At 72.8% G+C, this 24,875-nt stretch carries 29 protein-coding genes and 3 tRNA genes; 27 read left to right on the top strand and 5 right to left on the bottom strand.

From position 1 onward, the window contains the following. The first annotated feature begins 161 nt into the window (after window positions 1-161). The 12 genes from ACZ4VF_RS19090 (at window position 162) to ACZ4VF_RS19035 (ending at window position 11,719) form a co-directional block, all read left to right on the top strand. A complete protein-coding gene (locus tag ACZ4VF_RS19090; protein WP_467927170.1) occupies window positions 162-581 on the top strand; it encodes an NADH-quinone oxidoreductase subunit A in 420 nt (139 codons plus the stop codon). After that, entirely contained in the window at window positions 572-1,210 is a 639-nt protein-coding gene (locus tag ACZ4VF_RS19085) for an NADH-quinone oxidoreductase subunit B (protein WP_467927169.1), read from the top strand. Before ACZ4VF_RS19090 ends, ACZ4VF_RS19085 begins: the two co-directional genes overlap by 10 nt. Continuing rightward, window positions 1,207-2,637, top strand: coding sequence for an NADH-quinone oxidoreductase subunit C (locus ACZ4VF_RS19080; RefSeq protein WP_467927167.1), 1,431 nt, complete (start codon window positions 1,207-1,209; stop codon window positions 2,635-2,637). Before ACZ4VF_RS19085 ends, ACZ4VF_RS19080 begins: the two co-directional genes overlap by 4 nt. Continuing rightward, window positions 2,634-3,602 (top strand): complex I subunit 1/NuoH family protein, encoded by a 969-nt coding sequence (locus tag ACZ4VF_RS19075; protein ID WP_356147257.1) that lies wholly within the window; start codon window positions 2,634-2,636, stop codon window positions 3,600-3,602. The genes ACZ4VF_RS19080 and ACZ4VF_RS19075 overlap by 4 nt, the downstream gene beginning before the upstream one ends. A gap of 125 nt (window positions 3,603-3,727) precedes the next feature. Then, complete coding sequence (locus ACZ4VF_RS19070) at window positions 3,728-4,222, top strand: 4Fe-4S binding protein (RefSeq protein ID WP_467927379.1); 495 nt, start codon at window positions 3,728-3,730, stop codon at window positions 4,220-4,222. Further along, window positions 4,219-4,803 (top strand): NADH-quinone oxidoreductase subunit J family protein, encoded by a 585-nt coding sequence (locus ACZ4VF_RS19065; protein WP_467927166.1) that lies wholly within the window; start codon window positions 4,219-4,221, stop codon window positions 4,801-4,803. Before ACZ4VF_RS19070 ends, ACZ4VF_RS19065 begins: the two co-directional genes overlap by 4 nt. Then, window positions 4,803-5,192, top strand: coding sequence for an NADH-quinone oxidoreductase subunit NuoK (nuoK, locus tag ACZ4VF_RS19060; RefSeq protein ID WP_467927164.1), 390 nt, complete (start codon window positions 4,803-4,805; stop codon window positions 5,190-5,192). The genes ACZ4VF_RS19065 and nuoK overlap by 1 nt, the downstream gene beginning before the upstream one ends. Beyond that, window positions 5,189-7,183 carry an NADH-quinone oxidoreductase subunit 5 family protein gene (locus ACZ4VF_RS19055; RefSeq protein WP_467927163.1) on the top strand — a complete coding sequence of 665 codons (1,995 nt, stop codon included), beginning with the start codon at window positions 5,189-5,191 and terminating at the stop codon, window positions 7,181-7,183. The genes nuoK and ACZ4VF_RS19055 overlap by 4 nt, the downstream gene beginning before the upstream one ends. A 6-nt stretch (window positions 7,184-7,189) precedes the next feature. Then, window positions 7,190-8,764: an NADH-quinone oxidoreductase subunit M gene (locus ACZ4VF_RS19050; protein WP_467927162.1), complete on the top strand. Its 1,575-nt coding sequence runs from the start codon at window positions 7,190-7,192 to the stop codon at window positions 8,762-8,764. Beyond that, window positions 8,761-10,278, top strand: a complete 1,518-nt coding sequence (locus tag ACZ4VF_RS19045) for an NADH-quinone oxidoreductase subunit N (RefSeq protein ID WP_467927160.1) — start codon at window positions 8,761-8,763, stop codon at window positions 10,276-10,278. Before ACZ4VF_RS19050 ends, ACZ4VF_RS19045 begins: the two co-directional genes overlap by 4 nt. A 191-nt stretch (window positions 10,279-10,469) precedes the next feature. After that, window positions 10,470-11,330, top strand: coding sequence for a zinc metalloprotease HtpX (gene htpX, locus ACZ4VF_RS19040; protein WP_467927159.1), 861 nt, complete (start codon window positions 10,470-10,472; stop codon window positions 11,328-11,330). Beyond that, entirely contained in the window at window positions 11,327-11,719 is a 393-nt protein-coding gene (locus ACZ4VF_RS19035; protein ID WP_467927158.1) for a YccF domain-containing protein, read from the top strand. Before htpX ends, ACZ4VF_RS19035 begins: the two co-directional genes overlap by 4 nt. 73 nt (window positions 11,720-11,792) lie before the next feature. On the opposite strand, the gene ACZ4VF_RS19030 is transcribed toward ACZ4VF_RS19035, so the two are convergent. After that, window positions 11,793-13,046, bottom strand: coding sequence for an APC family permease (locus ACZ4VF_RS19030; RefSeq protein ID WP_467927156.1), 1,254 nt, complete (start codon window positions 13,044-13,046; stop codon window positions 11,793-11,795). A 154-nt stretch (window positions 13,047-13,200) separates the two neighbouring features. On the opposite strand from ACZ4VF_RS19030, the gene ACZ4VF_RS19025 reads away from it, so the two are divergent. Next, window positions 13,201-13,467: a GlsB/YeaQ/YmgE family stress response membrane protein gene (locus ACZ4VF_RS19025; protein WP_467927155.1), complete on the top strand. Its 267-nt coding sequence runs from the start codon at window positions 13,201-13,203 to the stop codon at window positions 13,465-13,467. Between the two features lie 58 nt (window positions 13,468-13,525). Here the strand turns inward: ACZ4VF_RS19025 and ACZ4VF_RS19020 are convergent, their stop codons facing one another. Beyond that, window positions 13,526-14,014 (bottom strand): YajQ family cyclic di-GMP-binding protein, encoded by a 489-nt coding sequence (locus ACZ4VF_RS19020; RefSeq protein WP_030174428.1) that lies wholly within the window; start codon window positions 14,012-14,014, stop codon window positions 13,526-13,528. Between the two features lie 238 nt (window positions 14,015-14,252). Here ACZ4VF_RS19020 and ACZ4VF_RS19015 point away from each other — a divergent pair. The 4 genes from ACZ4VF_RS19015 to ACZ4VF_RS19000 all read left to right on the top strand — a co-directional run bounded on the left by ACZ4VF_RS19015 (window position 14,253) and on the right by ACZ4VF_RS19000 (window position 15,477). Continuing rightward, a tRNA-Tyr gene (locus ACZ4VF_RS19015) sits at window positions 14,253-14,334 on the top strand. A 205-nt stretch (window positions 14,335-14,539) separates the two neighbouring features. Next, window positions 14,540-14,893 (top strand): DUF6233 domain-containing protein, encoded by a 354-nt coding sequence (locus ACZ4VF_RS19010; protein ID WP_467927154.1) that lies wholly within the window; start codon window positions 14,540-14,542, stop codon window positions 14,891-14,893. A 44-nt stretch (window positions 14,894-14,937) separates the two neighbouring features. Next, window positions 14,938-15,162 (top strand): hypothetical protein, encoded by a 225-nt coding sequence (locus ACZ4VF_RS19005; RefSeq protein WP_030641125.1) that lies wholly within the window; start codon window positions 14,938-14,940, stop codon window positions 15,160-15,162. A 102-nt stretch (window positions 15,163-15,264) separates the two neighbouring features. Then, on the top strand, window positions 15,265-15,477 hold the full coding sequence (locus tag ACZ4VF_RS19000; RefSeq protein WP_467927153.1) for a hypothetical protein: 213 nt from the start codon (window positions 15,265-15,267) through the stop codon (window positions 15,475-15,477). A gap of 143 nt (window positions 15,478-15,620) precedes the next feature. Here the strand turns inward: ACZ4VF_RS19000 and ACZ4VF_RS18995 are convergent, their stop codons facing one another. Beyond that, window positions 15,621-16,277: an SDR family oxidoreductase gene (locus ACZ4VF_RS18995; RefSeq protein WP_467927151.1), complete on the bottom strand. Its 657-nt coding sequence runs from the start codon at window positions 16,275-16,277 to the stop codon at window positions 15,621-15,623. A 76-nt stretch (window positions 16,278-16,353) separates the two neighbouring features. After that, window positions 16,354-17,619, bottom strand: coding sequence for an amidohydrolase family protein (locus tag ACZ4VF_RS18990; RefSeq protein WP_467927150.1), 1,266 nt, complete (start codon window positions 17,617-17,619; stop codon window positions 16,354-16,356). A 415-nt stretch (window positions 17,620-18,034) separates the two neighbouring features. Here ACZ4VF_RS18990 and ACZ4VF_RS18985 point away from each other — a divergent pair. The 9 genes from ACZ4VF_RS18985 to ACZ4VF_RS18945 all read left to right on the top strand — a co-directional run bounded on the left by ACZ4VF_RS18985 (window position 18,035) and on the right by ACZ4VF_RS18945 (window position 23,501). After that, a tRNA-Thr gene (locus tag ACZ4VF_RS18985) sits at window positions 18,035-18,107 on the top strand. A 46-nt stretch (window positions 18,108-18,153) separates the two neighbouring features. Next, window positions 18,154-18,226, top strand: a tRNA-Met gene (locus tag ACZ4VF_RS18980). Window positions 18,227-18,316: 90 nt separating this feature from the next. Further along, window positions 18,317-18,481, top strand: coding sequence for a 50S ribosomal protein L33 (gene rpmG / locus ACZ4VF_RS18975; protein ID WP_003948671.1), 165 nt, complete (start codon window positions 18,317-18,319; stop codon window positions 18,479-18,481). A gap of 155 nt (window positions 18,482-18,636) precedes the next feature. Continuing rightward, entirely contained in the window at window positions 18,637-19,089 is a 453-nt protein-coding gene (locus tag ACZ4VF_RS18970) for an FAS1-like dehydratase domain-containing protein (protein ID WP_467927148.1), read from the top strand. A gap of 7 nt (window positions 19,090-19,096) precedes the next feature. Next, window positions 19,097-19,525: a MaoC family dehydratase gene (locus ACZ4VF_RS18965; RefSeq protein WP_467927147.1), complete on the top strand. Its 429-nt coding sequence runs from the start codon at window positions 19,097-19,099 to the stop codon at window positions 19,523-19,525. A gap of 184 nt (window positions 19,526-19,709) precedes the next feature. Next, the gene (locus tag ACZ4VF_RS18960; RefSeq protein ID WP_467927145.1) at window positions 19,710-20,279 is read left to right on the top strand and encodes a TetR/AcrR family transcriptional regulator; all 570 of its coding nucleotides are present in this window, start codon (window positions 19,710-19,712) and stop codon (window positions 20,277-20,279) included. Between the two features lie 99 nt (window positions 20,280-20,378). Continuing rightward, window positions 20,379-21,839, top strand: coding sequence for a DHA2 family efflux MFS transporter permease subunit (locus tag ACZ4VF_RS18955; protein WP_467927143.1), 1,461 nt, complete (start codon window positions 20,379-20,381; stop codon window positions 21,837-21,839). Between the two features lie 45 nt (window positions 21,840-21,884). Then, entirely contained in the window at window positions 21,885-22,265 is a 381-nt protein-coding gene (locus ACZ4VF_RS18950; RefSeq protein WP_467927142.1) for a DUF3291 domain-containing protein, read from the top strand. Window positions 22,266-22,445: 180 nt separating this feature from the next. Further along, window positions 22,446-23,501, top strand: coding sequence for a UDP-N-acetylmuramate dehydrogenase (locus ACZ4VF_RS18945; protein ID WP_467927140.1), 1,056 nt, complete (start codon window positions 22,446-22,448; stop codon window positions 23,499-23,501). Between the two features lie 10 nt (window positions 23,502-23,511). On the opposite strand, the gene ACZ4VF_RS18940 is transcribed toward ACZ4VF_RS18945, so the two are convergent. Next, the gene (locus ACZ4VF_RS18940) at window positions 23,512-24,144 is read right to left on the bottom strand and encodes an NAD(P)-dependent oxidoreductase (RefSeq protein ID WP_467927138.1); all 633 of its coding nucleotides are present in this window, start codon (window positions 24,142-24,144) and stop codon (window positions 23,512-23,514) included. Window positions 24,145-24,250: 106 nt separating this feature from the next. Between ACZ4VF_RS18940 and ACZ4VF_RS18935 the strand changes: the two genes are divergently transcribed. Continuing rightward, window positions 24,251-24,868: a TetR/AcrR family transcriptional regulator gene (locus ACZ4VF_RS18935; protein WP_467927136.1), complete on the top strand. Its 618-nt coding sequence runs from the start codon at window positions 24,251-24,253 to the stop codon at window positions 24,866-24,868. Window positions 24,869-24,875: the final 7 nt, after the last annotated feature.

Below are 24,875 nucleotides of genomic sequence, written 5' to 3'. Positions count from 1 at the left end.
CACCCTCACAGGCGCCGTCACCGGTACCGGCTGTCCCACGGTGTGACGGGCTGCTTACCGGTTCTTTATCAGGGCCTAGACTCCCGTGCGTACACATCCTCGAATCACGTTGCATCACAGAGTTCACTAAGGTCACGAGGTCAGGGAGCGAGGGACGGACGGTGCGGGAGACGTTGGGGGACTCGTCGTTCGCCGCGGCGCACGTCGTCGCGGGCGGCTACTTCCGGTCCTACTCGGTGGTCGGACTGCTCGCCGTCATCGGCGTGCTGTTCGTCGCGGTCGCCTTCGGCGCGGGCCGCCTGCTGCGTCCGGTGGTGCCGACACCGGAGAAACTGCTGACCTACGAGTGCGGCGTCGACCCCGTCGGCGAGGGCTGGGCGCACACCCAGGTCCGCTACTACGTCTACGCCTTCCTCTACGTGATCTTCGCGGTGGACTCGATCTTCCTGTTTCCCTGGGCGACGGTCTTCGCCGCCCCCGGCTACGGCGCGACGACCCTCGTGGAGATGTTCATCTTCCTCGGCTTCCTCACCGTGGGCCTGCTGTACGCATACAAGAAGGGCGTCCTGGCATGGACGTGAACCCCTCGACCTCCGGGATTCCCGTGGCCTCCGAGTCCCCCGAGCCCGTGTACCTGCCGGAACCGAAGCGGCTGGGCGCGCTCGCCCGCCTCGCTCCCGAGCCGATGAAGGTCGTCCTGAACTGGGGCCGCCGATACTCGCTCTGGGTCTTCAACTTCGGCCTCGCCTGCTGCGCGATCGAGTTCATCGCCGCGTCGATGGCCCGCCACGACTTCATCCGGCTCGGCGTGATCCCGTTCGCCCCGGGCCCCCGCCAGGCCGACCTGATGGTGGTGTCGGGCACGGTCACGGACAAGATGGCCCCGGCCGTCAAGCGCCTGTACGAGCAGATGCCCGAGCCGAAGTACGTCATCTCCTTCGGCGCCTGCTCCAACTGCGGCGGCCCCTACTGGGACTCCTACTCGGTGACGAAGGGCGTCGACCAGATCATCCCGGTCGACGTCTACGTCCCCGGCTGCCCGCCCCGGCCCGAGGCGCTGCTCCAGGGCATCCTCAAGCTCCAGGAGAAGATCGCCCGCGAGTCGCTGGGGGAGCGGTACGGCAACGAGCCCGCCCGGCCGTCGGCTGCCGCACTGCAGAGCGGCCTGGTGAAGCCTCCCGCGCCGGCCGGTGAGGGGGAGGAACGATGAGCACGGCCGCCGGCTGGCTGCCCGCCCCCGCCGAGGAACTCTTCGGCCCGGACGCCACGGCCGAGGAGTCTTACGACCTCCTGACCGTGGACGTACCGCCGTCCTCCTGGCTCACCGCCCTGGAGACGGCCCGTACGACCCTGTCCTGCACCTACTTCGACTGGCTGAGCGCGGTCGACGAACCGGGCACCGGCTTCCGGGTCTCCGCGCACGTCGTCGCCCTGAACCCGGTCCGCCGTCTCCTCGTCCGTACGACGGTCCCGCACGACGCCCCCGCCCTGCCCTCGGCCGTGGGCGTCTACGCGGGTGCCGGGTGGCACGAGCGCGAGACCCACGAGATGTTCGGCGTCGTCTTCGAAGGCCACCCGGGCCTGGAGCACCTGCTCCTCCCGGAGACCTTCGAGGGCCACCCGCTCCGCAAGGACTTCGTCCTGGCCGCCCGCGTCGCCAAGGCCTGGCCCGGCGCCAAGGAACCCGGGGAGTCCGAGCACGGCGGGCCGAAGCGGCGCCAGATGCTGCCGCCGGGCGTACCCGACCCCAACGAGTGGGGCCCCCTGAAGGGCCAGCTCCCCCCTGCTCCGGCCCGCCCGGCCAGGGCGGCGGCGGGCCGCGCGGCGGGCGAGCGTCCGGCCCGCGCGGCGGGCGAGCGTCCGGCCCGGCGGACCCGTTCGGCCTCGGAGGGCTCGGCCAGCCAGGTCGCCCCGGCGGGCCAGCCGGACGAGGCTGCTGGTGCTGGTGCTGGTGCTGGTGCTGGTGCTGGTGCTGGTGCTGGTGCTGGTGCTGGTGCCGCCGCTGGTGCTGGTGCCCGGCCGCGGCGGACGCGGACTGCGAGCGAGGGCTCGGTGAGCCAGCAGGTCGTGCGGGCCCAGGGCACCGGGGACGCCGGAGACGGCGGGGACGCCGAGGACGCGGCGACGCGCAAGCAGGCCGCGACCGAGGGAGACGCCACCCGGGCGGCCGCGGAGGGCCCCGTGCAGGGGCCGGCCGCCGAGGCCTCGGTCGCCCACGAGCCCGGCCCGGCGCCCACGCCCGCCCGGCCCCGCCGGGCGCGCAGCGCCTCGGAGGGCTCGGCCTCGCAGCGGCCCGCGTCGGCGGACCAGGCCCCGGCCGAACCCGCCCGCCGGAGCACGCCCCCGCGCAGCTCGGACGCCCCGTGGCACCACGCCCGCCCGGCCTTCGAGGAGCCCGAGACCCCCGAACCGGAGCCACGCAAGCCCGCCGCCGAGCCCGACCGGACCCCCGGACCGAACCAGGACGGCACCCCAGGCGGCCCCAAGGCTCCCGGCACCCCCGAGGTCTCTGACGGCCCCGAGGTCTCCGATGCGCGCGAAGCGTCCGGCGCCCCCGACGGCTCCCGGGACCCCGGCACCCCCGACGACCCCCGCACCCCCGGCACCCCCGACGACCCCGCAGGAGGCCCGCAGTGAACGGCGCGCTGGACGTCGCCCTGCGACTCCTCGTCGTCTTCGTCGTCTTCCTCACCTTCCCGCTGATCGTGGGCCAGACCGAGCACAAGGTGATGGCCCACATGCAGGGCCGCCTCGGCCCGATGTACGCGGGCGGCTTCCACGGCTGGGCGCAGCTCATCGCCGACGGTGTGAAGTTCGCGCAGAAGGAGGACGTGGTCCCGGCCGGTGCCGACCGCCGTGTCTTCCAGCTCGCCCCTGCCGTGGCCCTGCTGCCGTACCTCCTCGTCCTGCTCGCCATCCCCATCGGCCCGAGCGAGGGTGCCGTCGGCCAGGTCCTGGACGCCGGCGTGTTCTTCGTGCTCGCGGTGATGGGCGTGGGCGTCCTCGGCTCGCTGATGGCCGGCTGGGCCAGCGCCAACAAGTTCTCCCTGCTCGGCGGCCTGCGTACGGCCGCTCAGCTGCTCGCCTACGAACTGCCGATGCTGCTGGCCGCGGCCAGCGTCGCGATGGCCGCGGGCACGGTCTCCCTGCCCGGCATCCTGCACTCCTTCCACTGGTGGTGGGTGCCCTGGCAGATCGTCGGCGCGGTCGTCTTCTTCGTCGCCGGACTCGCCGAGCTGCAGCGCCCGCCGTTCGACATGCCGGTCGCCGACTCGGAGATCATCTTCGGCGCGTACACCGAGTACACCGGCCTGCGCTTCGCCCTGTTCCTGCTCGCCGAGTACGCGGGCATCGTGGTCCTGTGCGGCCTGACCACCGTCCTCTTCCTGGGCGGCTGGCACGGCCCCTGGGGCGCCGACGGTCTCGGCTGGGTCTGGACCCTGCTGAAGACCGCGGTCCTCGCCTTCCTGGTCATCTGGCTCCGCGTGACCTACCCGCGGCTGCGCGAGGACCAGCTCCAGAAGTTGTCCTGGACCCTCCTCGTCCCCCTCTCCCTCGCCCAGATCGCCCTCACCGGCATCGTCAAGGTGGTGATCAGCTAGCCATGGCTGTGCCGTCCCCGCCCTCCCGTCCCGACCCGAGTTCCCGTCCCCACCCGTCCCCGCCCTCCCGTCCCCGGTTTCCCGGCAGCGGCCTCGCCAAGGGCCTGGCCGTCACCCTGCGCACGATGACGAGGAAGCACGTCACCGAGCAGTACCCGGACGCCCTCCCCGAGCTGCCGCCCCGCACCCGCGGCGTGATCGGCCTGTTCGAGGAGAACTGCACGGTCTGCATGCTGTGCGCCCGCGAGTGCCCGGACTGGTGCATCTACATCGACTCCCACAAGGAGACGGTGCCGCCCGCCGCCCCCGGCGGCCGGGAGCGCAGCCGCAACGTCCTCGACCGGTTCGCGATCGACTTCTCGCTGTGCATGTACTGCGGTATCTGCATCGAGGTCTGTCCTTTCGACGCCCTGTTCTGGTCCCCGGAGTTCGAGTACGCCGAGACCGACATCCGCGACCTCACCCACGAGCGGGACAAGCTCCGCGAGTGGATGTGGACCGTGCCGGCCCCGCCCGCCCTGGACCCCGGCGCGGAGGAGCCAAAGGAGATCGCCGCCGCCCGCAAGACAGCCGAGAAGCTGGCCGCCGCGCAGGCGGAACCGGGGGAGGAGACGTCATGACGCTCGCCCAGGCCACGCACGGCTTCCTGTCCCCGACCGGCGTCGAGATCGCGTTCCTCCTCGTCGGCCTGGTCACCCTCGGCGCCGCGGTGATCACCGTCACCACCCGGCAGCTGGTGCACGCCGCCCTCTGGCTGGTGGTCGCACTCGGCGGCCTCGCCGTGGAGTACCTGCTGCTCACGGCCGAGTTCATCGCCTGGGTCCAGGTCCTGATCTACGTCGGTTCCGTCGTCGTCCTCCTCCTGTTCGGTCTGATGCTCACCAAGGCGCCCATCGGCCGCTCCCCGGACGCCGACTCCGGCAACCGCTGGGCCGCCCTGGCCGTCGCGGTCGCCGCGGCGGTCGCCCTGGTGTGGGTGGTCACCGACGCCTTCCGGACCACCTGGCTCGACCTGGACGGCCCGGCCGCCGGCACCACCGCGGTCACCGGCGCGAGCCTGTTCCGGCACTGGGTGCTGCCCTTCGAGGCGCTGTCCGTGCTGCTCCTCGCCGCGCTGGTCGGAGCGATCGTGCTGTCCCGCAAGGCCCGGGCGGACGAGGCCGCCGCACCCGCGGCCCCCGGGAAGGAAGGCGTCCGCTGATGCACCTCGCCTATCCCGCCGTACTCTCCGCCCTCCTCTTCTGCACCGGCCTGTACGGCGTCCTCGCCCGCCGCAACGCGATCCTGGTCCTGATGTCGGTCGAGCTGATGCTCAACGCCGTCAACCTCAACCTGGTCGCCTTCGACGTCTGGCTCAGCCGCACCGCGAAGGAGACCCTGCACTCCGGCCAGGCCCTGACCCTGTTCACCATCGCCATCGCCGCCGCCGAGATCGGCATCGGCCTCGCGATCGTGCTCGCCGTCCACCGCAACCGCGGCACCTCCGACATCGACAAGCTCCGCGACACCGCCGAAGGCCCCGAGACCGCGGGCCCGGACACCGAGGGCCCCGGCACCTCCGCGGCCGAGAAGGCTGAGGCCCCCGCGTGACCACCACCACCCTCGCCGTCCTCGTCCCCCTCCTGCCGTTCCTGGGCGCCGCGGCCGGCCTGCTGCTCGGCCGCGCCGCGCCCGGGTTCGTCCGCCCCCTCGCCGTGCTGCCGCCGCTGGCCTCCCTGGTGCTGGCCGCGCTGGTCGCCGCACGGCAGGGCGGTGACGCGGCCGTCGACGCCCACACCGAGCTGACGCCCACCGGGTCCGTCCCCGTGGAGCTGGCCCTGCACATCGACGGCTTCGCCGCGCTCGTCGCCGTCCTGGTCGCCTTCGTCGCGGCCTGCGTGCAGATCTACTCCACCGGCTACCTGCGCGACGACCCCCGCTACCCCTCGTACGCCGCGCTCGTCTCCCTCTTCACCTCCGCGATGCTCCTGGTCGTCTACTCCGGCGACCTGATCGTGCTGCTCGTCGGCTGGGAGGTCATGGGCATCTGCTCCTACTTCCTGGTCGGCCACTACTGGGAGACCCCCGAGGCCCGCGCCGCCTCCCTGAAGGCCTTCCTGGTCACCAAGCTCGGCGACGTGCCCTTCCTCATCGGCCTGTTCGCGCTGGCCGGCGACGCCGGGTCGTTCCGGATCACCCGCGTCCTCGGCGCCGTCGCGACCGGGGACATCGGCCATCCCACGCTGATCGCGCTGCTGCTGCTCGCCGGTGTCGCGGGCAAGTCGGCACAGTTCCCGCTGCACACCTGGCTCCCGGACGCGATGGCGGGCCCGACGCCCGTGTCGGCGCTGATCCACGCCGCGACGATGGTCGCCGCCGGTGTCTACTTCATCGCCCGTCTCCTCCCGCTCTTCGAGTCCTCCCAGGCCGCGATGGTGGTCCTGGCCGTCATGGCCGCCGTGACGATGACCGGCTCCGGTCTCGCCGCGCTCGCCCAGGACGACATCAAGCGCGTCCTCGCCTACTCGACGGTCGGCCAGCTCGGCTACATGACCGGCGCCCTCGCCGTCGGCGACCGCGGTGCCGCCGTCTTCCACCTCCTCTCGCACGGCGCCTTCAAGGCGCTGCTGTTCCTCGCGGCCGGCGTGATCATCCACGCCGCCGGCACCAACTCGCTGGCCGCCATGTCCCGCATGCACGGCCTGCGCGACCGGATCCCGGACGCCTACTGGACGATGACCGTGGCGCTGCTCGCGCTCGCCGCGATCCCGCCCTTCAGCGGCTTCTTCTCCAAGGAGTCCGTCCTCGGCGCCGCCGAGCACGTCACCGCCGGCCACACCGAGCACGCCCCGGGCGCCGCCGGCTGGATCGTCCTCGTCGCCGGTCTGCTCACCGCGCTGCTCACCGCCGCGTACGCCACCCGGCTGTGGCTGCTGGCCTTCCGCGGCCAGGGCGCCGAGGCCCCCGATCACGGACGCCAGCCGCCGGCGATGACCGTGGTGCTGTGGGTCCTGGCCGTCCCGTCCCTGGCTTTCGGCGCGCTCACCTACCGCGCGCTGCCCGACTGGTTCGACGGCCGCGCCCTCACCCCGACCCTGCTCACCTCCATCCTCGGCACGGGCCTCGCCCTGGTCGGCGGGCTGATCACCTACGGCGCCTGGCAGCGGACCACCCGGCTCGCCACCCGGGTCCCGCTGGGCGCGGTCGCCGCCCACCCGGAGGAGGACGCCGGCCTGGTCGAGGCCGAGGCCATCGCCACCCACGAACCGGCCTACGGCGACATCGCCTACGCCCCCGATCCGGCGGACCCGTCACGGCTGCTGCTCGGCCCGCTGCGCCGGCCCGCTGCCGCCGGCTTCCACCTGGACGCCGTGTACACGGCGCTGTTCGTCCGCCCGGTGCAGGCCGGGGCGCGTCTCGTCCGGTTCCTCGACCGCGAGGTCGTCGACACCTACGTACACGGCGCCGCCGCTCTGCCCCGGCTGCTCGGGGCCGCCGTACGGCGCGCCCAGACCGGCAATGTGCAGACCTATGTGAGCGCGCTGCTCGCCGGCACCGTCGTCCTGGCGGTCGCCGTCCTCCTCGTCGCCACGGGAGCGTGAGCAGGCGTGATCGATATCAACGAGTCCGTGATGCAGTTCCTTCTGGCATTCGTCGTCGTCGGCCCGCTCCTCGGCGCCGCCGCCGCTCTCCTCCCGGCACCGCCCGGACTGAAGGGGAAGTCCCCCGAACAGGCCGTGCTGCGGCACGGCGTGACCGTGACCGGCGCGGTCCTCGTCGCCGCGATCGTCCTCGCGCTCGGCTTCGACCACGACCATCCGTCGAAGATGCAGGCCACGACCGACATCAGCTGGATCCCCGCACTCGACGTGCGGATCCACCTCGGCACCGACGGCATCTCCCTCCCCCTTCTGGTCCTGACCGCGCTGCTGACCTTCCTCTGCGCGCTCCACTCCTACTTCAAGCCGCCGTCGGGCCCGTCCCCGAAGGCGTTCGTCGCCCTGCTGCTCCTGCTGGAGTCCGGCACCCTCGCGTCCTTCGCCGTCCTCGACCTGCTGCTGTTCTTCCTCGCGTTCGAGATGGTGCTCATCCCGATGTACTTCCTCATCGCCCGCTGGGGCGGCGAGGGCCGGACCCGGGCCGCGTGGAAGTTCATCCTGTTCACGCTGCTCGGCTCCGTGGTGATGCTGCTCGGCCTGCTCCTGATCGGAATCAAGGCGGGCACGTTCGACATGGTGGCACTCGCCACTGACAACGGCCGGTCCCTGACCCTGTCCGTGCAGGTCATCGCCGTTCTGGCGATCGGGCTCGGGCTCGCCGTGAAGACGCCGATGTGGCCGCTGCACAGCTGGCTGCCCGACGCCCACACCGCCGCGCCGACCGTCGGTTCGGTGCTGTTGGCCGGCGTGCTGCTGAAGATGGGTACGTACGGGTTCGTCCGGATCCTGCTGCCGGTGGCGCCGGACGGCTTCCACACGTTCGCGCCGTACCTCGCCGCGCTCGCCGTCGTCGGGATCATCTACGGTTCCCTGGCCTGCCTGGCCCTGGCCAAGCGGGGTGCGAAGGGCGACCTCAAGCGGCTGATCGCCTACTCCTCCGTCGGCCACATGGGCTTCGTCCTGCTCGGCATCGCCAGCGCGACCCCGACCGGCGTGAACGGCGCCCTGTTCGCCAACATCGCCCACGGTCTCATCACCGGCCTGCTGTTCTTCCTGGTCGGCGCGGTGAAGGACCGTACCGGCACCACCGACCTGGACACCCTCGCCGAGAAGACCGGCGCCGCGCTGTACGGCAGGGCCCCGCGCCTCGGCGGGCTGCTCGCCTTCGGCGCCGTCGCCTCCCTCGGCCTTCCCGGACTCGCCGGGTTCTGGGGCGAGATGCTGGCCCTGTTCGGCTCGTTCCGGCCCGCCGCCGGCCTCAGCCGCCCCGCGTTCCTCACCTTCATGGCGATCGGCGCGTTCGGCACCCTCCTGACGGCCGCGTACATGCTGATCGTGGTCCGCCGCGTCTGCATGGGCGGCCCCGGACGCGAGGTGCCGGAACTCGCCGACGTCCACGGGTACGAGTTCGCCGCCTGGACCCCGCTCGTCACCCTCACCGTCCTCGCCGGACTGTGGCCGAAGGCCCTGCTCGGCCTGACCGACCCGGCCGTGCAGCAGCTCCTCGCAGGAGGCACCCGATGAGCGCCCAGCCGCTTGCCGAGTCGCTGGTCCAGTCCGTCGACTGGCTCGCGATCGCCCCGCCCACCCTCACGGCCGTCGTGGCGCTCGCCGTCCTCGTCGCCGACCTGTTCGTGCCGGAGTCCCGCAAGGCCCTGCTCGGCTGGGTCTCGGTCGCGGGACTCGCCGCCTCCGTCCTGCTGCTCCTGCCGCTCCTGGACGGCGACCGCAGCACCTTCTGCCTGACCGGCGGCACGCGCGCGTGCAGCTACACCGCCGACCACTTCACCCTCGTCATCCAGTTCCTGGTCCTCGGCGGCGCCCTGCTCGCGGCCCTGCTGTCCGTCACCCACCTGGACGACGAGCGACGGCGCGTCCCGGCAGGCGAATTCTGGTTCCTGCTGCTGTCCTCGGCGGCCGGTGCCGCCCTGCTGCCCGCCTCACGCGACCTGGCCACCCTGATCGTCGCCCTGGAGGTCGCCTCCCTGCCGGCGTTCGCCCTCGTCGGCATCCGGCACGGCGACAAGCGCTCCTCCGAGGCCGCCCTGAAGTTCTTCCTGTCCTCGGTCACCGCCACCGCGGTCAGCCTGATGGGCATCAGCTTCGTGTACGCCTCCACCGGCACCCTCCACCTCACCCTGGTCGCCCAGCGCCTCGCGCACGTCGACGGCCGGCTGCACACCCTGGCCCAGGCCGGCGTCGTCCTCACCCTCGTCGGCTTCGCCTTCAAGACGGCCGCCGTGCCGTTCCACTTCTGGGTTCCCGACACCTACGTGGGCGCGCCCCTGCCGGTCGCCGCCTACCTGTCCGTCGTCGGCAAGGCGGTCGGCTTCTCCGGCCTCATCCTCGTCACCGTCGTCGCGTTCCCCTCCTACGCCGACGTGTGGGGGCCCGCGCTCGCCGTGCTGGCCGCGCTCACCATGACCGTCGGCAACGTCGCCGCCCTGCGCCAGCAGGCCACGCGCGCGTACAGCGCCGTACGGCTGCTCGCCTGGTCCTCCGTCGGCCAGGCCGGGTACCTGCTGGTGCCGATCGCCGCCGCCGGGTACACCAAGGACGCCCAGAAGACGATCGGCTCCACGGTCGCGTACGCCCTGATGTACGCCGCCGTGAACCTCGGCGCCTTCGCCGTGGCCGCCCTGGTGGGCCGCGGCCGCACCCTGAACCGGGTCAGCGACTACCGGGGCCTGTACGCCACCAACCCGCTCAGCGCGCTCCTGCTGGCCTTCTTCCTGCTCTGCCTGGCCGGGCTGCCGCCGGGTGTCGTCGGGCTGTTCGCGAAGGTCACCGTGTTCTCGGCGGCCGTCGACGCGGGCCTCGGCTGGCTCGCCGTCGTCATGGCCCTCAACGTCGTGATCGCCCTGTTCTACTACCTGCAGTGGACGGCCCTGCTGTTCCGCGCCTCCGAGGGCGAGCCCGTCAGGCACCGCGTGCCGGCGCCTGTCACGGCCGCCCTCGCCGTCACCGGCGTCCTCGGCGTCGTCCTGTCCGGCGCACCGCAGCTGGTCCTCCGTTTCGCGGCCACCGGACTGTTCTGACGCGTCGCCACGCGCGTGCGGGGCACTCGTGCCGCCACGCGCGCGTGAGGCCGAACCCGCACGTCACCCGTACGGCCGATCCGTGCCGCCGCACACACCGGGGAACTCCGGACCGCCGCCTGACGTTGTCGGAAGCGGGAGGGTCCACTGGATCAGAGTGTTCCCCAGCTGTACGACTTGGAGGGCGCACCGTGCACCGCCGGCACAACGGGCTCAGGACCGCCGTACTCCTCGGGGGGCTGTCCGCACTCATCATCGTCATCGGCGGCTTCTTCGGCCGCACGGGACTGGTCGTCGCGGTCCTGGTCGCCCTGGGCACGAACGCGTACGCGTACTGGAACAGCGACAAGCTGGCGCTCCGCGCGATGCGGGCCCGCCCGGTCAGCGAGTTCGAGGCCCCGGCGCTGTACCGGATGGTGCGGGAGCTGTCCACGCAGGCCCGCCAGCCCATGCCCCGGCTGTACATCTCGCCGACGGAGGCCCCCAACGCCTTCGCCACGGGCCGCAACCCGCGCAACGCGGCCGTGTGCTGCACGGACGGCATCCTGCGCCTGCTGGACGAGCGGGAGCTGCGCGGCGTCATCGGCCACGAACTGAGTCACGTCTACAACCGGGACATCCTGATCTCCTCGGTCGCCGGCGCGCTCGCCTCCGTGATCATGTTCCTGGTGAACTTCGCCTGGCTGATCCCGGTCGGCCGCTCGGACGACGACGACGGTCCCGGTCTGGTCGGCATGCTGCTGATCATGATCCTCGGTCCGCTCGCCGCCTCCCTGATCCAGCTGGCCATCAGCCGGTCCCGGGAGTACGAGGCGGACGCCTCCGGCGCCCAGCTCACCGGCGACCCGCTCGCCCTCGCCAGTGCCCTGCGCAAGCTGGAGACGGGCACCAAGCAACTTCCGCTGCCCCCCGAGCCCCGGATCGAGACGGCGAGCCACATGATGATCGCCAATCCCTTCCGCCCGGGCCAGGGACTGTCCAAGATGTTCTCCACCCACCCGCCGATGGCGGAGCGCATCGCCCGCCTGGAGAAGATGGCAGGACGCCCGTGAAGACCATCCTGAACGTCATCTGGCTCGTCCTGAGCGGCCTGTGGCTGTTCCTCGGCTATCTGCTGGCCGGCGTGCTGCTGTGCATCACGGTCATCGGCATCCCCTTCGGGATCGCCGCCTTCCGCATCGGCCTCTACGCCCTCTGGCCCTTCGGCTACACCACGGTCGAGCGCCGCGACGCGGGCGGCCCCTCCTGCGTGGGCAACGTCCTGTGGCTGCTCCTGGCCGGCTGGTGGCTGGCGCTCGCGCACATCGTCACCGGCATCGCCCTGTGCGTCACGGTCATCGGCATCCCGTTCGGCATCGCCAACTTCAAGCTGATACCGGTTTCCCTGCTGCCGCTGGGCCGCGAGATCGTCCCCACCGACGAGCCCTTCGCGACCCGCTGAGCCCACCGGCGCACTCGCAGGCAGCCCGCCGTACGCCGAGCCGCCCACCGACGCCGTACGCCGTGCCGGCGCCTCACACCTCGCGCCGCGCCGCCCACCACCGGCGCACGCCGTACGCCGCCACGCCCACCGCGAGCACGCCGGCGCCCACCGCCACCGAGGCGGCGGGCAGCGCGAACGCCAGCGTGGTGCAGCCCAGCAGGCCCACCGCGGGCACCACACGCGCGCGTGCGGCCGTTCCGAGGGTCCAGGCCGAGGCGTTGGCGACGGCGTAGTAGGCGAGCACACCGAAGGACGAGAAGCCGATCGCGCCGCGCAGGTCCACCGTGGCGGCCGGCACGGCGACCACCGCGCCCACGGCGAGTTCCGCCCGGTGCGGCACCCGGAACCGCGGGTGCACGGCCGCCAGCGCGCCCGGCAGATACCCGTCCCGGGCCATGGCGAGCGTCGTACGGGACACCCCGAGGATCAGCGCGAGCAGCGAGCCCAGCGCGGCCACCGCGGCCCCCAGCCGCACCACGGGCACGAGCCCCGGCGCCCCGGCCGCCCGCACCGCGTCGGCCAGCGGCGCCGCCGTGTGCCCCAGGCGTCCCGCGCCCAGCACGGCGAGCACCGCGACGGCCACGCACGCGTACACCACCAGGGCGATCCCCAGGGCCAGCGGGACCGCCCGCGGGATCGTGCGCGCCGGATCGCGCACCTCCTCCCCGAGGGTGGCGATCCGCGCGTACCCGGCGAACGCGAAGAACAGCAGACCGGCCGCCTGGAGCACGCCGCCGGCCCCCGACGACAGCCCGATGTCCAGCCGCCCCGCGGCGGCCCGCCCGGAGGCCAGGCACACCACGACCACGGCCGCGAGTACCGCGAGGACGACCGCCACGACCGCCCGCGTCAGCCAGGCCGACTTCTGGATCCCGCCGTAGTTCACCGCGGTCAGCGCCACCACGGCCGCGACCGCCACCGCGTGCGCCTGCCCCGGCCACACGTACGCGCCCACGGTGAGTGCCATGGCCGCGCAGGAGGCCGTCTTGCCGACCACGAACGCCCAGCCGGCCAGATACCCCCAGAAGGCGCCCAGCCGCTCCCTGCCGTACACGTACGTCCCGCCGGAGGCCGGATAGCGGGCGGCGAGCCGGGCCGAGGACACGGCGTTGCAGTAGGCCACCACGGCGGCGACGGCGAGCCCCGCCAGCAGCCCCGAACCGGCCGCCCGCGCGGCCGGCCCCAGCGCGGAGAAGACGCCCGCGCCGACCATCGAGCCCAGGCCGACGACCACGGCGTCCCATACGCCCAGAGTGCGGCGCAGACCGTCATCGGTACGTGTCATGCGCCGCACCCTACTGACGGCGGCAACCGGCGGGCGTCCCCGTGACGTCCTCTTCGACGACACGGCACGCACACGCGCGCGACGCCGGCGGATCCGCAGCGCACACCCTTGGATCCGGCCGTGCGGACACGGCGCGGAAGGGCAGGTTCACGGTATGAGCATCATCGGCTGGATCATCCTGGGCCTGCTGGCCGGAGCCATCGCCAAGGTCCTGCTGCCGGGACGCGACCCCGGCGGCTTCGTCGGTACGACCCTCATCGGCATCGCGGGCGCGTTCGTCGGGGGCTGGATATCGGCCCGCTGGCTCGACCACCCGGTCAGCAGGCACTTCTACGACGGCGCCACCTGGGCCGCGGCCGTCGGCGGCGCCCTGGTGCTGCTGATCGTCTACCGGATCCTGTTCGGCAACTCACGCGACTGAGCGCGCGGTCACGGCAGCACGAAGGGCGGGCACCACCGGGTGCCCGCCCTTCCCAGGCTCACCTGTAGTTCACGAACTGCAGCGCGAAGTCGAAGTCCTTGCCCTTCAGGAGGGCGATCACGGCCTGCAGGTCGTCGCGGCTCTTGGAGCTGACGCGCAGTTCGTCACCCTGCACCTGGGCCTTCACGCCCTTCGGGCCCTCATCGCGGATGATCTTCGCCACCTTCTTCGCGTTCTCCTGGGAGATGCCCTCCTCGATCGACGCGAAGATCTTGTACTCCTTGCCGGAGAGCTGCGGCTCGCCCGCGTCCAGCGCCTTCAGCGAGATGCCGCGCTTGATGAGCTTGGACTGGAAGACGTCGAGGACGGCCTTCACCCGGTCCTCGGAGTTCGCCTCCATGAGGATCTTCTCACCGGACCACGAGATCGAGGCCCCCACGCCCTTGAAGTCGTAGCGCTGCGAGATCTCCTTGGCGGCCTGGTTGAGGGCGTTGTCGACCTCCTGCCGCTCGACCTTCGAGACGATGTCGAAACTGGAGTCGGCCATGTCCTGTGGCTCCTTGTATCGGGTGTTGTCGGGGTGCCGGTCGGGTGCGTGCGGCGTGCGCGGCGGCGACCGCCGGGCCCGGGCCGCACCGGGCCGCATCCGCACCAGCCTAGCCACCCTCCGCGTCCGGGGGCGGAGATCAACCGGGTGGCGGAGCACCCCTGTGCATCGGGTATTGTTTACGTCGTTGCCGGGGAACACCGCCGAAAAGCGGGGTTCGAGAACGGCAGCACTACCCGGCGGTGTGCCCGAGCGGCCAAAGGGAGCAGACTGTAAATCTGCCGGCTCAGCCTTCCCAGGTTCGAATCCTGGCGCCGCCACACGGGAGCAAAGGCCCCGTGATCTGCGAGAGCAGATCACGGGGCCTTTGTCGTTGTCGTGCCCCGGTCCCGGCCGTCGTGCCCCGGTCCCGGCCGTCGTGCCCCGGTCCCGGCCGTCGTGCCCGGGTCCCGGCCGAACGCGTCCGTGCCCTGGCCGGGCGGTCCTGGTCGCGCTCACGCCTCCGACATCACTAGAATCGAACGTGTGAACGAGGACCGTCCGCTGACGCGTCTCGACATGCTGCGTTTCGCGCGCCGCGTCGTCGAACACCAGGCCGCCAGGCAGCTCGCCCTGATGGACCGGTGGATCGCCGACGAGGAACGCCGGGAAGCCGAGCGGCAGCGCCGCCTCGCCGCCCGGCGGAACGCTCCGGAATGGGCCGTCGAGCACGGTCTGAACGGCCGCAGCGCGGTGTACGTCCACGTCGGCGGCTGTACGGGCGCCGGCGGACGCGCGAAGGGCGTCGGCCGGGAGCAGGCGGTACGGGCCCTCACCGAGGGAGGTGTCCCCGCATGCCCGCTGTGCCGGCCGGACACCGCGCTGGGAATTGTCGAATGACCGGCCCGGGTGCGGTCCCGGGCGGTCCGGATGATGCTGGAGCCATGGCCGGGAAACGTCCCATCATCGTGCACCTGCCGTCCCCGACCGGCGGTCGCCGGGTGCGGGTGGACGGCGAGATCCTGGGCCTCGCGCACAACGTGCGGGACCTGGTGGAGTTCCTGCGCCGGGCGGGGCTGGAGATCGAACCGGAGGAAGTGGCCGACTCGCCGCTGATCGACTGGCGCGGAGTCGGGCCCGACCGGTGGGAGGCGGAGACCAGGACCTGACTCCTGCGCCGCTTCCGCGCGCATCCGCCGCCTGCCCGTGCATCCGCCGCCTCGCCCGCGCGCGGAGGCGCGCGGACGGCGCGTTCCGGGCACACTGACGGCATGTCCTCCCGACGCAGAACCTGTCCCGTGTGCCGCCGCGAGATCGCCGTCGTGGCGGGCCGCTTCGCGCGGCACGATCCGCCCGGGTCGCGGGGGAGCGGGGACCTCGTCTCGTGCGCCGGGTCGCGGCAGCCCGCGCAACTCGGCGCGGTCCAGCCGTCGTTGGACGGGTACGCCGTGCCGGACTTTCCCGGACAGCTGCCGCTGTTCTGACGCCTGACGGGCCCTGACGGAGTGTTCGGGGTGTTCGGGTCCGCACTCCGACGGGTCGTCCGCAGGCTCCTCGGTTCTGACGGCCGGTCGGTTCCCCGCGCGGGCCCACGGCTCGTCGTCGGGTCGCCGACCGGCAGCCGGCCTCAGTTCCCGGCGACCGACTTCACCGCGACCGACACCGGCGTCGAGCCGCTGATCAGCTCCAGGGTGAGACCGGCCGTCGCCGGGGTGTCCACCAGCTCCGCGAGGACGGCCGCCACGTCGTCCCGGGGAACCGGGCCGCGCCCCGTGTGCGCCTCCAGCCTGACCAGACCGGTGCCCGCCTCGTCCGTCAGCGAGCCCGGGCGCAGGATCGTCCAGTCGAGCGTCTCCTGCCGGGTGACGTACGCGTCGGCCTCGCCCTTCGCACGCAGGTACACGTCGAAGACGTCGTCCCCCTGGTGCGCGGGATCCGCACCCATCGAGGACACCACCAGAAAACGCCGCACACGCGCGCGTACGGCCGCGTCCGCGAACAGCACCGCGGCGCCCCTGTCCACCGTGTCCTTGCGGGTCGCGCCGCTGCCCGGGCCCGCACCGGCCGCGAAGACCGCCGCGTCCGCGCCCTGCAGATGCGCCGCGACCTCCTCCACCGAGGCGGACTCCAGGTCGAGCAGGACCGGTTCGGCGCCCGCCGCCCGCAGATCGTCGCCCTGTTCGAGTGTGCGGATGATCCCCGCGACCTCGTCCCCGCGCGCGGAGAGCAGCCGCTCCAGCCGCAGCGCGATCTGACCATGACCACCAGCGATGACAATGCGCATGAAACCGACCGTACGCCCGAAGGGCCGCATTCGCCGCACGAGTTGCCGGCAGTCTCGGCGGGCGCCGCGCGCCCGCTCAGGACAGCTCCCCACGCCCCTGCCGCGGCAGCCCCAGTTCCGCTGCCGCCGCCGAGTTGCAGTACTCGCGCACGGCGCTGGTACGGGCCACCACCCGGCCCCGGTGCACCACGATCCGGCTGTACGCCAGGGAGAGCGCGCCGGCGAGATGGTCGCCGCGCACCGCCAGCAGCTCCGCGGGGAAGCCCGCCTCCACACGCACCTCCGGCAGGCCCAGGACCGCACGGGCGGAGGCGCACACGGCGTCGTAGGCGTCCTCCGGGCGCAGGCCGTGGGCGGAGGCGAGGAGGTAGGCGGCCTCCAGCGGGTCGCCGCGGCCGACGGGGTTCGAGACGTCGCGCAGGGCCCCGCTGCCGGCCGCCACCCGCACTCCGGCCGCGCGCAGCAGGCGTACCGGCGCCGTGCCGCGCCGGTCGGCGCCGCCGCAGCCGCCCTGCGGCAGGCACACCACCGTCACACCGGCCGCCGCGAGCTGGTCGGCGACGCGCGCGGCGGCCTCGGCGGGCAGGCGCGCGAGGCCCGCGCACGGCCCGATCGCCACGCCGGGGCGCAGGCCGCCCGCCATGGCCGCGAGCCGGGACAGCCTGGCCGGGTCGGCCGCGTCCGTGTGCAGGTCCACCGGACAGCCGTGCTCGGAGGCCACCTCCAGGACCGTCTCGACGTAACCGGTGGGGTCCGGGTCCAGGTCGGGGCAGCCGCCCACCACGGAGGCGCCCATCTTCACCGCGTCCCGCAGCATCGCGAGCCCGTCGGCGCCGGCCGCCCCGGTCAGCAGCCTCGGCATCGCCACCGTCGTCAGCTCCGCCAGTCCCCGCAGCGACCGCCGTGCCTGCAGGACCGCCCCCAGCGCGCCGAGCCCCTGGACGTCGCCCACGCGCACGTGCGCGCGCAACGCCGTCGCTCCGTGCCCGAGCTGCAGCAGGGCCGCCTCCGTCGCCCGGCGCTGGACGTCCTCGGGGGCGTACGACACCGGGCCGGGGCGCTCGGCGGACAGGGCGGTGTCGCCGTGGGCGTGCGGCTCGGCGGGGGCCGGCAGCAGCAGGTAGCCGCTCAGGTCCACGCGTGCGGCGCCCTGCCGGGCCGGTCCCGGGGCGAGACTCCCGGCCGTGCCGACCGCCTCGATACGCCCGCCGCCCAGCCGTACGTCCACGGTCCGGCCGTCGGTGAGCCGCGCCCCGCAGAGCAGGAGGGCCGCCGGGTCGGACGGTCCGGAGGACCCCGACGGGTTCGACGGCGGTGGCGGCTGCGGCCTGCTGTCGGGCATCGCGCTCCAGGGTGGGGCCGGGGAGGGCTCGGGCGGGACGGCGTGAGTGGTCCGGGGCCACGAGTGGCCCCAAGATCACGCAGAGTGAGTCGAGCCTAGGACGGCGAACCGTGCGGGTCCCGCAGGAGCGCAATAGTCGTACCGGCGTGGTCCGCCCCGGGCGGTACACGTGTCGCCCCCGCGCGCGGGGCGGGACGCCGCCTCGGCGACTCCCACGCGCGCGTGGGAGTGCCGGGATGCCCCACGGCGGATCCGCCCAGGCCGCAGGGTGTCACGCGGGGTCCGCGCAGCTCGCCGGACGGCCCCCGCGGGGGAGGCCGGGAGGCTGCCGGGAGCCCTGGGGCAGGGGTGGTCGCGGGCGCCGGGATACGGATTTGGGTGAACGGCGGCAGACCGTGTAATGTCTTCATCGCTCGCCCCAATAGCTCAGTCGGCAGAGCGTCTCCATGGTAAGGAGAAGGTCAACGGTTCGATTCCGTTTTGGGGCTCTGGTGGGAGAGGTTCCCGTCGCGAGGCGGGAACTGATCTCATCAAAGCGGTGTAGCTCAGTCGGTAGAGCAAGCGGCTCATAATCGCTGTGTCACCGGTTCAAGTCCGGTCACCGCTACTGACAGTAGCCGATTGTGGGGTCGGTCCTTCGATCGGCTACTCTTTCTTGCGTTGAATCAGTCCATCCGTTCGTCTTAGGAGCACTCACGTGGCTGCCACCGACGTCCGCCCGAAGATCACGCTGGCCTGCGTGGAGTGCAAGGAGCGGAACTACATCACCAAGAAGAACCGGCGTAACAACCCGGATCGTCTGGAGATGAAGAAGCACTGCCCGCGTTGCAACGCGCACACCGCGCACCGCGAAACGCGATAAATCAGGCTCGTCCGTGAGGCCGTCCCCTTCCGAGGGGGCGGCCTCACGGCGTTTCCATGGCCCGGCACACACCGGGCCCCGGCCCCGCCCGCATTCCGCGACCGGTTTCCGGCTAATTTGGGGCCATCACAGCAGACGTCAGGAGGTGCCGGGCCATGGCGCTCGACCAGTCCTTCGTGGGACGGACCTACCCGCCCACCGCGCCCTATGAGGTGGGCCGGGAGAAGATCCGTGAGTTCGCCGAGGCGGTGGGCGAGACCAACCCGGTGTACACGGACCCCGAAGCCGCCAAGGCGCTCGGCCATTCCGATGTGATCGCCCCGCCGACCTTCGTGTTCTCCATCACCTTCCGGGCCGCCGGACAGGTCATCCAGGACCCGCAGCTGGGCCTGGACTACAGCCGCGTCGTCCACGGCGACCAGAAGTTCGCCTACGCCCGCCCCGTGCGCGCCGGCGACCGGCTCACGGTCACCTCCACGATCGAGCGAATCAAGTCCCTCGCGGGCAACGACATCCTGGACATCCGCGGTGAGGTGCACGACGAGGCCGGCGAGCACGTCGTGACCGCCTGGACCAAGCTCGTGGCCCGTGCGGCCGAGGAGGCGTGAGTACCCGATGACGGCGAAGATCGCGTACGACGACGTGGAGGTCGGCACCGAGCTGCCGGCCCAGACCTTCCCCGTGACCCGCGACACCCTGGTGCGCTACGCGGGCGCCTCCGGCGACTTCAACCCGATCCACTGGAACGAGAAGTTCGCCAAGGAGGTGGGCCTGCCGGACGTCATCGCGCACGGCATGTTCACCATGGCCGAGGCGATCCGTGTGGTCACCGACTGGGTCGGGGACCCGGGCGAGGTCGTGGAGTACGGCGTCCGCTTCATCAAGCCCGTCGTCGTCCCGAACGACGACCAGGGCGCCCTGATCGAGGTCAGCGGCAAGGTCGCCGCCAAGCTGGACGACAACACCGTCCGCGTGGACCTGACGGCGACGAGCGACGGCCAGAAGGTGCTCGGCATGTCCCGGGCGGTCGTACGCCTGGCCTGACCGGCGCGTGGCCACCTCGGCCGGCGTAAGGGGCGTCCTCCCGTGAGGGCGCCCCTTACCCGTACGCGGCGGCGCCGGCGTCACCCGCGCGATGACCGCGCAGACCCCGCAGGCCCCCGGTGAACCGCACCGTCACCCCCCCCCCGCCCTTGCCAAGTTAGTGATTGAGCACTAACTTATCCGCATGCCCAGGATGAGCGCAGAGGAGCGGCGCGAGAGCGTCATCCGTGCCGCGACCGCCGAGTTCGCGCGCGGCGGATACCACGGCACCTCCACGGAGGCGATCGCCAAGCGGGTCGGCGTCTCGCAGCCGTACCTCTTCCGGCTCTTCCCGGGCAAGAAGGCGATCTTCCTCGCGGCGGTCGAACGCTGCGTGGAGGACACCGTCCGGACCTTCGCGGAGGCCTCCGAGGGGCTGCAGGGCGAAGAGGCCCTGCACGCCATGGCGAACGCGTACACCAAGGTCATCGCGGAGCGGCCCGAGCGGCTGCTGATGCAGATGCAGATGTACGCCGCCGTGGCGGCGGCCGAGGAGGAGGGCGACCGCGAGTTCGGCGAGAGCGTGCGCGCCGGTTGGATGCGGCTGTGGGACACGGTCCACCTGCCGCTCGGCGCGGACGTCGACGAGACCACCACCTTCATGGCCTACGGAATGCTCATCAACTGTCTGGTCGCCATGGGGTTCCCGCCCGACCACCGGGTGTGGCAGGGGTTGTACCCGTCGGCCCGGCTGAAGGGGCGCCCGGAGTCCTGACTCCGGCGGGGGGTGGGGCGCGCCTTTTCCTGGGCGCCGAAGTTAGTCATCAATAACTAACTGGTGGTCGCCGGCCGGCGACCACTTACTGGGGGAGCGATGTCGCAGCAGACAGCAACAGCCGGTACCACCTCCACACGCGCGCGTGCCGTGTGGGCCCTCGTCATCACCAGCGTCGCCGGGTTCATGGCGGCCCTGGACAACCTCGTCGTCACCACCGCCCTGCCCTCCATCCGCGAGGACCTCGGCGGCGCGCTGGACGACCTGGAGTGGACCGTGAGCGCCTACACGCTCACCTTCGCGGTGCTGCTGATGTTCGGCGCCGCGCTCGGCGACCGCTTCGGCCGCCGCCGGCTCTTCATCGCCGGACTCGCCGTGTTCACCGCCGCCTCCGCCGCCGCTGCCATGGCACCCGGCATCGGTTCCCTGATCGCCGCCCGCGCGGTGCAGGGCGTCGGCGCGGCGGTGATGATGCCGCTCACGCTCACCCTGCTGACCGCGGCCGTGCCCGCGGCCAGGCGCGGAATGGTCTACGGCATCTGGGGCGCCGTCAACGGGCTGGCCGTCGCCTCCGGGCCGCTCATCGGCGGCAGCCTCACCGAGCACGTCTCGTGGCACTGGATCTTCTGGCTGAACGTTCCGCTCGGCCTGGTCGCCCTGCCGCTCGCCCGGCTGCGCCTCGCCGAGTCCCACGGCACCTGCGCCCGGCTCGACGTCCCCGGCACCCTGCTGGCCAGCGGCGGGCTCTTCGGCATCGTGTACGGCCTCGTCCGCGGGCCCGCCGACGGCTGGACCGACCCCGTGGTGCTGACCGCGCTCGTCGGCGGCGGCGCCCTGCTGCTGGCCTTCGTGGGCTACAGCTCCCGCGCGGCGCACCCCATGCTCCCGATGCGCCTGTTCCGCTCCCGGGCCTTCTCCGGCATCAACGCGGCCAGCCTGCTGATGTTCGTGGGGATGTTCGGCTCGATCTTCCTGCTCAGCCAGTACATGCAGGGCGTCCTCGGATACTCGCCCACCGAGGCGGGGCTGCGGATGCTGCCGTGGACCGGGATGCCGATGCTCGTCGCGCCCGTCGCCGGGATCCTCTCCGACCGGATCGGCGGCCGTCCGGTCGTCGCCGCGGGCCTGTTCCTCCAGGCCGCCGGCCTCGGCTACATGGCCTGGGTGGCCACCGCGGACGCCTCCTACACCGTCCAGCTCCCCGCCCTGGTCATCAGCGGCGTCGGCATGGCGCTGTACTTCGCGCCGGCCGCCAACCTGGTCATGTCCAGCGTCCGCCCGCAGGAGCAGGGCATCGCCTCCGGCGCCAACAACGCGCTGCGCGAGGTGGGCGGGGCGCTCGGCATCGCGGTCATGTCCTCGATCTTCTCCGCGCAGGGCGGCTACGAGTCCGCGCAGAGCTTCGTGGACGGTCTGCGGCCGGCCCTGGTCACCGGCTCGGCGGTGGTCGCCCTCGCCGCCGTCGCCGCCCTGCTGATCCCCGCCCGCCGAAACGCCGGGCGGACCGCCACGGCGGACGGGCAGGCACCCGCACCCGCCCTGGAGACCGCCTCCCGCTGACCCTCTGCCCCCGCCGGCCCGTCACACCCACCGAGGAGCCCCGCGATGCCCACGCTTCCCTGGACCGCTCCGCGCACCCCGCCACCCGGCACCGAGGTGCACGTCTTCGCCTCCCGCTTCCGGACCCGCACCCTGTGGGGAGCCGTCCGCTTCCTCGCCCGCACCCCGGCCGTGTGGCGCCAGGTCGGCCGCGCGCCCGGTGCCTACGGGGCCACCCTCAGGGCGCGGCCCCTGCGGCGCACCTTCTGGACGCTGTCCGCCTGGGAGTCGGCCGACGCGCTGCACGCCTTCGCCCGCTCCGGCGCCCACCGGCCGACCTCCCGCGCCCTGGCGGCCGAGATGCGGGACGTCGCGTTCGCCGGCTGGAGCACCTCCGCCGACGAACTGCCGGTGCGCTGGGAGGAGGCGGTACGGCGGCTGACGTAGCCGGCCGGGCGGCGGCACCGGGCACGCGCGCGTGGACCTCCGGCACAGTCGGGTGGGTCCACGCGCGCGTGCGTGCTTCCGTGCGGGCGTGCACGCCCGGCCGTCCGGTGCCGGGCGCGGCTCGTGACGGAAGGGGTGAGGGGCGCGGGACTGTCCGAGGGGTCTCGTAGTCTTGGGCGCGTGCAGGTACTCCACGACGCCCCCCTTGCCCCGCTGACCACCTTCCGGCTGGGTGGTCCCGCGACGCGGCTGGTGACCGCCGCGACCGACGCCGAGGTGATCGCCGCCGTCCGTGAGGCCGACGACAGCGGTACGCCCCTGCTGGTCATCGGCGGCGGATCGAACCTGGTCATCGGCGACAAGGGCTTCGACGGCACTGCCCTGCGCATCGCCACGCGCGGGGTCGAGCTGCGCGGCACGACGCTGGAGGTCGCGGCCGGCGAGGTGTGGACCGACGCCGTCGCCCGCACCGTCGAGGCCGGCCTCGCCGGAGTCGAGTGCCTGGCCGGCATCCCCGGATCCGCCGGCGCCACGCCGATCCAGAACGTGGGGGCCTACGGCCAGGAGGTCTCCTCGACGATCACCGAGGTGATCGCCTACGACCGGCGGGCCGGCGAGACCGTCACGCTGACGAACGAGGAGTGCGCCTTCTCGTACCGCCACAGCCGCTTCAAGGCCGACCCCGAGCGCTACGTCGTGCTCCGGGTCCGCTTCGGGCTGGAGGACGCGGGCGGGCTGTCCGCGCCCGTCCGGTACGCGGAGGCGGCCCGCGCGCTGGGCGTGGAGCCCGGTGACCGGGTGCCGCTGGCCGACGCCCGCGAGACCGTGCTGAAGCTGCGCGCGGGCAAGGGCATGGTGCTCGACCCCGAGGACCACGACACCTGGTCGGCCGGGTCGTTCTTCACCAACCCGATCCTCACCGACGAACAGTTCGCCGCGTTCCACGCGCGCGTGCGCGAGCGGCTGGGCGAGGGCGTCGAGCCGCCCGCCTACCCGGCGGGTCAGGGCCGTACGAAGACCTCCGCGGCCTGGCTGATCGACAAGGCGGGCTTCACCAAGGGCTACGGCACCGGCCCCGCCCGCATCTCCACCAAGCACACCCTCGCCCTCACCAACCGGGGCGCCGCCACCACGGAGGACCTGCTGGCCCTGGCCCACGAGGTGGTCGACGGGGTGCGCGAGGCCTTCGGGATCACGCTGGTCAACGAGCCGGTGACCGTCGGCGTGAGTCTTTAGCGGCGCCGGTTCAGTACGCGACCCCGACCCCCTGCTTCAGGGTCTCCTCGGCGTCGATCATCGACAGCATCGCGTGCGCGACGTCCGCGCGCGCGATGAAGCGCCCCCGGGGCGGGAAGCCGCCCACGACGGTGCGGTAGCGGCCGGTGAGCGGCTTGTCCTGCAGGCGCGGCGGACGCACGGACGTCCAGTCCGTGCCGCTGCCGGCCAGCGCGTCCTCCATCTCGCGCAGATCGGCGTAGACGTCCTTCAGGATCGCCGACACCAGGCCCCGCACCGCCCGGTCCAGCGGACCGTCGCCCACCGGAGCCGGGCCGACCGGGCCGGCGCTGACCACCAGCAGCCGGCGCACCCCCTCGGCCTCCATCGCGGCGAGGACGGTACGGGTCAGCCGGGTCGCCACCCCGGCGTCCTTGCGGCTGCGCGCGCCCAGCCCCGACAGCACGGCGTGCCGGCCCCGGACGGCACCGCGCAGCTCCTCCGGGTCGGTCAGGCTGCTGCGGACGACCTCCAGCCGGTCGCCGGTGACACCGAGCCGGGCCGGGTCGCGTACGACCGCCGTGACCTGGTGACCGGCGTCCAGGGCCTGGCGGACCAGCTCCCGGCCGATCCCTCCCGTGGCACCGAGAACAGTGAGCTTCATGCTGGCCTTCCCCCTGCGTTCCGCTGGTGGGTGAGTACTTACTCACCCGTCTCGTGTCTAGAGTGGGTAAACACTCACCCACCCGTCAAGGCCCGAACGGAGCCCCATGGAGACGAAGCCGGCGCGTGTCCGCATCCTCGACGCCGCCCACGAGCTGATGCTCACCGTCGGACTCGCCCGCGCCACCACCAAGGAGATCGCCCGCGCGGCCGGCTGCTCCGAAGCCGCCCTCTACAAGCACTTCGACAGCAAGGAAGAGCTGTTCGTACGGGTCCTCACCGAACGCCTGCCCCGCCTCACCCCGCTCCTCGACAGCCTCGCCGCCCAGCCCGGCCGGGGCACACTGGAGGCGAACCTCACCGAGATCGCCCGCCAGGCCGCCCTCTTCTACGAGCAGAGCTTCCCGATCGCCGCCTCCCTGTACGCCGAGACCCAGCTCAAGCGGCGCCACGACGACGCCCTGCGCACCCTCGGCTCCGGCCCCCACCTGCCCATCCAGGGTCTGGACGCCTATCTCCGCGCCGAACAGGCCGCCGGCCGCGTCCGTGCCGACGCCGACACCTACGCCGCCGCCTCCCTGCTCATCGGCGCCTGCGCCCAGCGCGCGTTCGCCTACGATGCCACCGACAGCGGTGAACGCCCGCCCGTGGACGAGTTCGCCGTCCGGCTCGCGCGGACCCTGCTGGGCGGAATCTCCGTTGCCCCCGGGCCCGCACAGTCGTGATCATGCT

Source organism: Streptomyces sp. NPDC029151, assembly GCF_055564315.1.
Note: the sequence above shows the minus strand (reverse complement) of the source record. Positions and strands in the feature narration are given on the sequence as shown.